The organism is Exiguobacterium sp. A1_3_1 (assembly GCF_048985645.1).
Taxonomy (GTDB): Bacteria; Bacillota; Bacilli; order Exiguobacteriales; family Exiguobacteriaceae; genus Exiguobacterium_A; species Exiguobacterium_A indicum.
On the sequence record NZ_WBYY01000112.1, the window covers coordinates 1 to 10,765 of the forward strand.

General features: G+C 42.5%; 9 protein-coding genes. 3 read left to right on the forward strand and 6 right to left on the reverse strand.

Features of this window, described 5'->3' with window-relative positions:
- Positions 1-505: 505 nt before the first annotated feature.
- The 6 genes from F8N00_RS12055 to F8N00_RS12080 form a co-directional block, all read right to left on the reverse strand.
- A complete protein-coding gene (locus F8N00_RS12055) occupies positions 506-832 on the reverse strand; it encodes a YnfA family protein (RefSeq protein WP_421018280.1) in 327 nt (108 codons plus the stop codon).
- Between the two features lie 76 nt (positions 833-908).
- Entirely contained in the window at positions 909-1,361 is a 453-nt protein-coding gene (locus tag F8N00_RS12060) for an RrF2 family transcriptional regulator (RefSeq protein ID WP_421018281.1), read from the reverse strand.
- A 186-nt stretch (positions 1,362-1,547) separates the two neighbouring features.
- Positions 1,548-2,033, reverse strand: a complete 486-nt coding sequence (locus F8N00_RS12065; RefSeq protein WP_421018282.1) for an SMI1/KNR4 family protein — start codon at positions 2,031-2,033, stop codon at positions 1,548-1,550.
- 446 nt (positions 2,034-2,479) lie between these two features.
- The gene (locus tag F8N00_RS12070; protein WP_421018283.1) at positions 2,480-3,325 is read right to left on the reverse strand and encodes an HAD-IIB family hydrolase; all 846 of its coding nucleotides are present in this window, start codon (positions 3,323-3,325) and stop codon (positions 2,480-2,482) included.
- A 455-nt stretch (positions 3,326-3,780) separates the two neighbouring features.
- Complete coding sequence (locus F8N00_RS12075; protein WP_421018284.1) at positions 3,781-6,414, reverse strand: heavy metal translocating P-type ATPase; 2,634 nt, start codon at positions 6,412-6,414, stop codon at positions 3,781-3,783.
- A gap of 5 nt (positions 6,415-6,419) precedes the next feature.
- On the reverse strand, positions 6,420-6,752 hold the full coding sequence (locus tag F8N00_RS12080; RefSeq protein ID WP_421018285.1) for an ArsR/SmtB family transcription factor: 333 nt from the start codon (positions 6,750-6,752) through the stop codon (positions 6,420-6,422).
- A gap of 151 nt (positions 6,753-6,903) precedes the next feature.
- Between F8N00_RS12080 and F8N00_RS12085 the strand changes: the two genes are divergently transcribed.
- The 3 genes from F8N00_RS12085 to F8N00_RS12095 all read left to right on the forward strand — a co-directional run bounded on the left by F8N00_RS12085 (position 6,904) and on the right by F8N00_RS12095 (position 10,095).
- The gene (locus F8N00_RS12085; RefSeq protein WP_421018286.1) at positions 6,904-7,464 is read left to right on the forward strand and encodes a copper resistance CopC family protein; all 561 of its coding nucleotides are present in this window, start codon (positions 6,904-6,906) and stop codon (positions 7,462-7,464) included.
- Positions 7,461-8,552 carry a copper resistance D family protein gene (locus tag F8N00_RS12090; RefSeq protein ID WP_421018287.1) on the forward strand — a complete coding sequence of 364 codons (1,092 nt, stop codon included), beginning with the start codon at positions 7,461-7,463 and terminating at the stop codon, positions 8,550-8,552. Before F8N00_RS12085 ends, F8N00_RS12090 begins: the two co-directional genes overlap by 4 nt.
- Positions 8,553-9,051: 499 nt before the next feature.
- The gene (locus tag F8N00_RS12095) at positions 9,052-10,095 is read left to right on the forward strand and encodes a Fic family protein (RefSeq protein ID WP_421018288.1); all 1,044 of its coding nucleotides are present in this window, start codon (positions 9,052-9,054) and stop codon (positions 10,093-10,095) included.
- Positions 10,096-10,765 lie beyond the last annotated feature (670 nt).

Sequence of the window (10,765 nt, forward strand, 5' to 3'; positions counted from 1 at the left end):
CGTGATATCTATAAATAAGACAGGTAGAACTCACATCTGAGGAAATATGTGAGTTTTCTTTTTTTGTTTTTAAAACGACCGTTTTGTATACAAAAATAAACATTTTTTCACAAGCGTGTATTTAGTCGATTGATTACAATTTTAAAGTCTATAAACTCATCTTTTTATCAATATGTTTTTAACAACTTAATCTACGTAAATAAGACAAACAAAACTATGTATACATTTCGATGTCGAAATAAATACATAGTTTTTTATTAGGTAACTTATTTGTTTTTTAAGAAGCGTCACTTTACATGTATGATTAGTGTGAACTACCAGCTGATGGTGACAAATTGTAGGATACAAAACTAAGCCCACAACTTAAAAGAAGATAAACTCGCAATAATACATTTAGACTCGGTCATCATGACTCGCTAAAAGAGTTCCAGAAAAATACTATGAACAATATCAGTGCTCTTCAAAAAAAGCGAATCACCCATGTGACTCGCTTTAACATTTTAACTTAAGATCGAGGAAACCACAGCATGATGGCAACTCCTATCAAACAGACAAATGCGCCGATCCAATCATACAGATCCGGCATCTTTTTATCGATCCCCCATCCCCATAAAACTGATAACACAATGAACACACCACCATAGGCTGCGTATATTTTACCGAATGTCGGGAAGGTCTGTAAGGTAGCAATGACACCATACAACGCTAATAATAAACCACCACTAATCCCTAAATAGACGGATCGTCCTTCCCGTAACCATAACCAAATAAGATACCCGCCACCAATCTCAGCGAGACCCGCCACAATGAATACTACGATCGATACACCCAATTGAACCTTGCCTCCTACATATAGCCAATGTCACTGTAAGCATACGTGATGTCTTAATAGGAAGAAAGACTTCTGATCATGAACGAGAGGTATGATTCTTAAGTCCAGATCGCTTCGTTTTAAATTGTTCGACCAAATCAGCAAAGGATACTTGATCCATCGCTTCTTGATAGCGCTGCTCCGCTTCTTGTATAGGCAGTGTTAGTAATTGACGAACATCTTGCTGAAACGACTCCCCCTGCCTCCCTTCTGGTATCTTCCGGAGCGCTCGCATGACTTCTCCTAAGGAAATGTCCGCGAACGGTTTACCGAGTAATATCCCTCCGCGCCGACCTCGGATGGTCGTTAAAATATCCGTTTGCCCAAGTATATGAATGACCTTAATTAAATGATTCTTAGAAAGGTCGCATTGAGTACTGATTTCATCAATCGTAACGTATGGTGATTCAGTTTTCCGAAGGGTATTGCACGCTAGACCCATGTAAAGAATTACTGCTATACCATATTCCATTGCGATTGTAAGGCGCATACCTGGTGCCCTCCGATTAGTGTATTTCTTAAAAGCATTCTAAAAGGATTCATCCCTACTTCACTATACTTTTTTACGTTTAAGCGTTTATGAAGATAAGCATAACGCATTGTATCATTGATAACTGCGAATTGACTGTTAATGAAGCCCTCATTAATCACCTTATCTCGATGATTAATGAGGGCTTCATTGAACAGCTTTATCCCAAGTCCAATAGGGAGCACCTTTTAATAAAATCAGGTAGTCTAGCCAATCCATAAAATCAAGTGCTGTCGCATCTAAATTTTCTTCAAAATTGATAGACTCTCCGATCCACATTCGCTTTTTATTCTCACCATGCATTTCGTATACTATCCATTCCCCATTCGGTCCGAATCCAATTGGCAAGAAATTGATCGGACATTCCCAAATCACCAAAAGTTCTATTATTTCATCGATTGAAAATAGCTCATATCCGCCTCCGTATAATGGATCGTAGAAAAGACGCGCTCCATTGTTCTCTCTCAAGAATGCCTTGATGTCCTCCGTCACCTCGCTCGGAAGCTTAGAAATTTCATCTTCTGTTGCTCCAGTAAAAAAACTAAAATGATCATAAGCAAGAGACTCTTCATCTTTTTGAGACTGTAACCGATTATTCTTAACCTTCTTTTTTAGTGAGATAACTTCCTCCAATAGCGTCACTCCTCTTATGACTTATAGATCTCTTATGAATCAAACAATTATTTTATCGACTTTAAAAAGTAATAAGAAATACAACTTATTACTTAGATAAACTGTGTCGTGATATTACTGTATTTTTTTTCATCAATTCAAAAAAATTATCAATAAAGTCATATAGTGAATATGCCCTGATTTAAATAAAATAGTCATAAAACCGTTCAAATTCGTATTTTTATTTGATAGGCTTTTTTACAAAGAACATAATACCATTGACTCAAACTATTTCTTAATTTTCCTTTGATAGTTTTTTCTTCAGTTTAAGATTGCTTACCAAATGTTTTATTATATCGTAAGTAATCTTTTAGTATCAATTTATCTTTTCTACATGACCTTTACCGAGTAAACGTCGGACCTCCATCTTCTAAAAATAAACTCTAATCTTCTGAGTCATGTCACAGTCAACTTTTTAATAGTGATCGCTTTTCATTCAAAGGCAATTTTACGTCCGCTTGAAGGGAAACTAACTTAATAATCGTCTGCATCACCGCGTCTTGATCATTTGTACCTGTAATGAAGTGGGCTATTTCCTTCAGCTCATCGACTGCATTTCTGACAGCGAAACTATAGTCGGCGCGGATCATCAACTCTAAATCGTTGTACCCGTCTCCAAAAGCTACTGTTTCTTGTGGCGTAACATTCAATATTTTTTGAAGCTGTTCTACAGTCGTCCCTTTATGGACATTTACATTTGCTATATCTATCCATGCAGCTTCTGATGCCACAATGTATGCACTATCGGCAAAGTGTGCTATTTTTTCTTTCGTTTCGAAGCATCTTAACTCTGGATCATGTACGGTAATTTTTATAAAATCATCAGTTATTTCACTGAAGCTAGATATCTGTTTGACATTCGCATATGATCCTCTCACTATCTGTGCTTCTTCAGGTGAAATCGTACTTTTCGTAATCGCTCCTTGTCTTGTACAGGCAATGATTGTGTGCGTAGGACTAATTTTTTCGAGTTCACTAATAATACTTAAGCCTTTTTTGTTTTCTAATAATGATTCATAGATAAATTCTCCTTGATGCTTTATCCGAGTTGCGCTATCTCCTAAAATCCATAAATCATTCGCGTCTTCACCAAATAACTCTTCTACTCGTTCACACTGTTTGCCACTTACCGGAGCAAAAGTTACTCCCTTATTTACCATTAGCTCCTTTACTTCTTTGTATAACGTTCGGTTAAAGTCTCCTCTACTGTTTAAGAAAGTACCATCCATATCAGTTAAGATTAATTTGATCATATTCTCATCTCCTATTTTAAATTTGATTTCAGACCTATGCATTTCCTGAATGATCGAGACACTGCTGACATTACTGTATTCGTATCTCCATTATAGTGTATATACATTTTAATAATACATGTACAATTTACCTATTTGTCATTATTGAATAATTTTTTCAAATGCCACACCTATTCAACAATGAAAAAATGCAGAAGTACTAAAATACAAGTCACTATCTGTATGTAAGAAACGAGCTATCAAATCTATGCGCAACTCATCAAGGGACAAAGAAATCGAAATTATAATTCTTCTTAAACGAAAGGAACAGTTATTGTCGAGTTAAGATCTTTTTCGAAAGATCAAACAATCCTTCTTGTTATCTGTCAGAAAACACAAAAAACACCTTATTTCCGCTATAGTCTCGGAATTAAGGTGTCTCTTCTATTTCATAAAGCGTGTATTCAAACAGCTACTCATAGTTGACGTTTTCGAAGTAAGCGTAAAGCATTCAACGTCACAAGGACAGCAGCTCCTGTATCACTGAGGACCGCCATCCAGAGCGTCAACCATCCTGGGAAGACGAGCACCATTGCAACGACTTTGATAAAAATCGAGAACGCGATATTTTGCTTGATGATGGTCAGTGTCGCCTTACTCAAATCTAGTGTATAAGGCAACTTGTTTAGATTATCCGCCATCAGGACGATATCCGCTGTCTCAAGAACGGTATCCGTTCCAGCGCCTCCCATCACGATGCTCAAGTCCGCCGTGACAAAAGCCGGCGCATCATTGATCCCGTCACCGACCATCGCCGTCCGCAGCGGTTGTCGTTTCATGTGTTCGATGACGTGAACTTTATCCTGTGGCAACAGATTCGCGTGGACTTCATCCAGCTGGAGTTGCTGACTGATATGTGATGCAGCACCGGCATTGTCACCCGTTACCATGACGAGTCGCTTGATGCCTACTTTATCCTTCAATCGACGTAAAGCATCGAAACTTTCCTCTCGGACAGCATCAGAGAGACAGAACAACGCGAGGAGCTGTGTCTCATCTGCGAGGAATACGACGGTATTTCCTTGCTGTTCGAGACTCGAGACATTCACGTGCACAGCATCGACGTCGTATCCCATTTCCCGGAACCATTTGACTCCTCCGATATGATACGTCGCTTGACCGAATTCCCCTGTCACACCGTTTCCGACTTGATTCGTCATCGTCTCCGCCTCGAGTGGGATGACGTCAGATTCGGATGCGAACGCCACAATCGCTTTCGCGAGCGGATGACTGGAATGACGTTCAAGCGAGAGTGCCAGCCGTAATACTTCCTCACGATTACCTGAAAGGATCATGAATTCTTGTACGATCGGTTCTCCTTTCGTCAGTGTGCCTGTCTTATCAAAGGCAATCGCTTCAATCTTTCCTGCTTGCTCCAAGAAGACACCACCCTTGATCAAGACACCATTTCGAGCAGCGTTCCCGATCGCGGTCACGATGGCAACCGGTGTCGAGATGACAAGCGCACAGGGACAAGCAATGACGATCAGCTCCAGTCCTTTATAGAACCATCCTCCAAAGCTCCCCAGTTGAAGCAAGGGAGGGAGGATCATCACGAGAATCGCACCTAGAAAGACGAACGGCGTGTAGACTTTAGCGAAACGGTCGATAAACGCCTCACTCGGCGCTTTCTTGTCTTGCGCTTCTTCGACCAATTCAATGATGCTGGCGAGCGTCGTCTCTTGATATGTTTTTTCAACGACCATATCGAAAGAGCGATCTATGTTCAGCGTCCCCGCAAACACTTGGTCCCCTTCACGCTTATCGACTGGTACCGATTCTCCCGTGATTGGTGCTTGATTGATCGTCGTCGTCCCCTTGAAAATGACACCATCTAATGCCACTTGATCTCCTGGCCGGATCCGGATCCGGTCTCCTACTTGTACGGCTTCTACGGGTTGGCGAAGGACGCCGTCCTTCTTCAGTACGAGCGCTTCTTTCGGCGCAAGTTCAATCAACTTTTGAATCGAGTTTCGTGTCCGTGCCAGGGAATGATTTTGAAGCAGATTCCCGATCCCAAAGAGGAACAACACTGTCGCACCCTCTAACCACTCGCCGATGAGCGCTGCCCCAATTGCCGCGACACTCATCAGAACGTTCATATCCAGCGATCGAGCCCGGACCGCGTAATAGGCACTTCGGAAAGTACGCCATCCACTTAATATTAAGGCAATCCCGTAGAAGGCATTCGCAACATACGAGACATCCATCATCTGTAGCACTAATGCTAACCCGATGAGCAGACCGGATACACCGTTCGTCATCCCTTCGTATGAGCGTTTCGGAGACTTGGAGGATGTCTGTCCTTTGACGTGTCCGTCAAAGCCGATTTTTTTCAGTTCCTGTTGAACGGTCTGTACATCTAACTGATGTGCGATATCCATTTCACCACGCGGGAAGGATACCGAGACACGCTGTACACTTTCGATATTCTGAAAGTGTTGCTCGATCGTCTTCGCACAACTACTACAATCCATTCCTGAAACGGTATAGGTCTCCGTCACTTTTCCCTCTTTTACAGGAACGACGAGCTGAAAGCCTAACTTCTTCACGTCATTCTCCAGCTGTCGGTCATCCAGGACCGCTTCACTTTCGATTTTCAGACGTGCTGCACCGTAATTGACAGATACGCTCTGATACAAAGGAATGGCTAGAAGTCCTTTTTCTAGTGTCGCAGCGCAGGACGGGCAATCCATCCCTTCCACGCGATAACTCGATGTCAATCGCTCCACGGATGAGTCGGACTCTCGAGTCGTAGTTGACGCACAACATGAGGTCTCGCTCTTTTGCAGTGTTGTACTGCAACAACCTTCTTCACCGTGTGCAGAAACTGTATCCGTTTCATCTTGTAGCATCGTTCCAGCGATTTCAATCGAAGGCACAGAGCAACAGGTCTCGTTTTTTTTACTTGGGGGTTCATTTGGATGAAAAGACGAAGATTCCGATTTCGTCGAACGACAGCATGTCGTTTGTTCTGAAGCAGACAGGTCTTCGGTTTTCTTCGTTTCGTTTTCCTCTACGCTACCACCTTTACAGCATGAACTGGACATCCCTCTCATTCCCCCTCGATATGATGCGCACAACAAGCAGATTCTCGTCCGATTTCTAGTGTCAAGTCGCCGAATAATCGCAAAAAATCACGGACCGTCTCGTTTCGTAAGGAGTAATAGCCATACTTTCCTTGGGTCCGCTTTTGGATCAAGCCGCATCCTTTCAAACAGGCGAGGTGTTGCGAAATGTTCGACTGGTTCCCCTGGACAATCTCGACGATTTCGGTGACGGTCTTTTCACCTTCCGAGAGGCACTCGAGGATCTGCAACCGCGTTTTATTGGAAAATCCATGAACGACTCGTACTTTTACGTCCAATGGTTCTAGTAACTGTTCCAAATTGTTCACTCCTTTTTTCATATTCGCATTCTCTAATATGTTATCATCATATTAGCATTTCCTAATGTAAGCGTCAAAATATCTCGTGGACTCCATCGAACGATTTCATGATGATGTCCGTACATATTAATCAGCTGAAGGAGTGACACACATGACTAAAATACGAGTTCTTCTCTTGGGCATCCTAGTAGGTGCGTTCTTCTACTATCCCAACAATGCATTCGCACACACCGGACTCGAATCATCCAATCCGGCAGCCAATCAGACCGTCGAATCCACTCAGACCGTCGAATTGAATTTTGCAACGAAAATTGAGGCAGGGGGTACCCTTCGTGTATATCAAGCGGATGATTCGACTCCGCTACAGGGCACAGTGAGTCAGGAAAATCAAAATCTGAAACTAGAGTCGGATCGTCCCTTAACGCCAGGCAGCTATCGCGTGGACTGGAAAATAGTCGGGACAGATGGGCACCCGATTGAAGATACATATACCTTTGTTGTCGCATCGAAAAAGCAAGAGAGCGCGTCAGCAAAAGATACGACAGCTGATTCACAAAAGAAAGAGGATGGAAAACAGGAAGCGACATTTGAAAACGAAACGGCACGCACTGCAGATGATGGAGAGTCTTCTTCGTTTTTGATTGCCGGAATTTTACTGATACTAGTCGTCTACTTCTTCTATCGTATCGTCCTGAAAGGTCGTAAACGATGACCCTACTCTATGTACTCAGTGACACGCTTCTCTATGGTTGTCTCGCATGGCTGATCGGACATTTTGCTGTCCAGTTGATTCCATTGCCTTATCGACCCGATGTCTCGTTCTCCGTTCGACAGCTCCGTCTATTCATTCTATTAATTCCTGTACTCTTTTCTTCATCCGTCATTCGGATCGTCAGATACTTGTATGAAGATATCGGATTTTGGATGACGCTTCGTTCCGTACTGTTAACGTTCGAGGTAGGGAATGCTTGGATTGTGATGAGTATTTTAAGTGTCCTCCTGTTTGCTGTCACGTTCTCGAAACGTCAGCAGCGCATTCCGCTCAGCTTGTCCCTTTTATTTTTCATGGTCGTGACACTTGCATGGGCGGATCATGCATCAAGCATTAAAGGAGCGGAAGGGGTTGTGGTCCATACTATCCATGCGCTGTCTGTATTCATTTGGGTGGGTGGATTGTTCGTACTTGGATTCTCAAGTAAAACAGAACACAATTGGCAGTTGTTTATAGAGTGGTTTAAACCACTTGTTACGCTATGTTTTGTACTGATCGTCGGTTCTGGCATCTATCTGATGAGCGCAGTCATCCGTATCGATGACTATCCTGCATCCTGGATTTTACCGTATGGTCAGTCTTTACTCTGGAAACATGTCTTGATTTTTCCTGTGTTGATCCTTGGCTTCCTGAATGGAAAAGCGAGTTATGCCCAAACCAATCAAGACTTCAACGTCAAACGCGCCAGAATACGAATCGAGGGCATCTTACTGTTGTTTATCTTTGCGGCGATCGCATGGCTTGGTCAACAAGAACCACCTCATTCGATAAATGATACGCTACAGACAAGTGGCTCTGGAAAGCTATCGGAACTGATTTTTCCGAACCTGCAGCACGCCTATTCCGATATCACATTCGAACCCACCGTAGCATCGACTACTTTATTTGTAATTAGTCTTTTATTTACTGGGCTATTGATATTTGTGATCAAAAAAACGAACGACTCGATGAAGATCCTCTATTTAGGTATCGGGCTCTCTGTTTCACTCTTTTGTACTCTACTTTACAGTCTAACGGTCTTTTTATAAGGAAAAAATGAAGAGATGCCGTTTATCTATTCTTATAGAAAACAATGGAAGCAAACCGGCTGTACAAGTGTATGCGGAACAACGACCATAAGACCGTAATAACATGGTTATTGAATAACCATCAGTACGATCTAGTAATCGAAATTTACTGTAGCAGTGACGAGTTATTCGTTACTGCATTTTTTCGTCTCTATTACTCACAAGGCTAATGAAGTATCAAAAATACGAATTGAAAAATGAGTACCAGGATTTACCTCTCGTCAAACAAAATTCTCGATGCCGAGTTCGTAACGTTCAAATGATTGCTAGTTGTCCAAATTGAAGGAATATAATCATAGTCAACAAATATATAAACATGGTCAAAATATTGTGATTTGACTATGTTTATCTATGTTTGAACGCTTTTAAATACGTTATAATGAAGATAAACATAGTCATCCAACATGGAAATGAGTATGTTTAGTCTAACCTGATCTATTTCGTGAAAGGAGTGCGATGAATGCGCGACTATACATATACCTATCTCAAAGACCTTGCCCTACCGATGGAAACCGTCCGATTGATCGGACGGATCAACGAATACAAAGGGAAGCAGGACCTCTATAAACAACAAGCACCTCAAATCCTTAATACGCTGCGTGATGTCGCCGTCATCCAGTCAACGAAAGCTTCGAATGCGATTGAAGGAATCATCGTTACGGAGAGTCGACTACAGACCATCATGTCAAAGTCTGCCGATCCTGCCGATCGTTCGGAGGCAGAGATTGCAGGTTACCGCGATGTCCTCAACCTAATCCATGCTTCAGCTCAAGATATCCCGATCAATGCCAACATCCTGTTACAGCTACACAAGGAGCTCTATAAGTTCGTCCCTGTCGAAGGTGGGCGATGGAAGAACGTCGACAATGAGATTAGTGAGACGTTCCCAGACGGCACTCGCCGGACGCGCTTCACCCCCGTCCCTGCGTTCGAAACACCGGCAGCGATGCAGGCATTATGCGACAGTCTACGTGAACGTCGACAACAAGAGGATGTCGATCCGCTCATCCTGACAAGCTTGTTCGTCCTCGATTTCCTATCGATCCATCCGTTCAATGACGGAAATGGTCGGATGGCACGACTGTTGACGCTCTTGCTGCTCTATCAGTACGGTTTCGAAGTCGGACGCTACATCAGTCTCGAGAAGATTGTCGAATCACGGAAGGAAGATTATTATGAGTCGCTCCGTCTATCTTCCGTGCGTTGGCACCAGAACCAACAGGATCCGTTCCCTTGGATCAACTACCTGTTGAGCACGATTCTTGTCGCTTATAAAGAACTGGAAGATCGCGTCGGGTTGGTCACAATGGGTAGCCAAAACAAGAACAATCGGATTCGTCGCTTCGTCGAAGGACGAATTACGCCGTTTACGAAAGCAGACGTCCGAAATGCTTGTCCTGATGTCAGTGAGGCGACCATCAATCGCGTGTTGCGTGACTTACGGGATGAAGGCGTCATCGCTCCATCTGGTCTAGGTCGGAGCGCGAAATGGATGAAGCAATGACACTTCATGGTATTAAGGAGATCCGTGAAGAATAAAAAACTTATCCTGTCAGAAGATCCAAACATCGATTCACTTGAATAAAAGGAACCCCACATTACGTCATGATGTGAGGTTCCTTCATAGTTCTTACGCTTAGATGGGATGGGGATATTCCGTAATAGATAAAGGTGGTTTTAGCGAATGTAGTAAGTTTCATGGAAAAATTGCTATACGCCAAATTACGGAGGAATATGAAGAACGGAGCGGCTTATTTTGATGATCCATACGCCGACGAGCTAGAATGCGGAGAAAACAAGACGACTTATGGTCTCTTGTATCAGACAGAGGGATCTCGCTCTATCTCATGGGATTAGAAATCGCAGACGAAACCATTAAGAAATGTTCCAACGGCCCTCGCTAGCAGTCTCTAAAATTAACTATTATGATCAACATTTCAGGAGAACATATACAGCCTCTTCAAAGTCTAATTAATCATTATGAGATCGTCAGTGTTGTCGCTTTAGCGAGAGAATGAATTAATCATTTAACTAATAAAATAGAAATGAGGATAACCGTTAAACATAAATCCAATATATCCGATACTTATTTGAAAACTATTTAAATCAAGGAGAGGATCAAGCTTTGCTTACCATTAAAAGTTATCCCTTCCTTCTGTCCATCGGAATTGGTT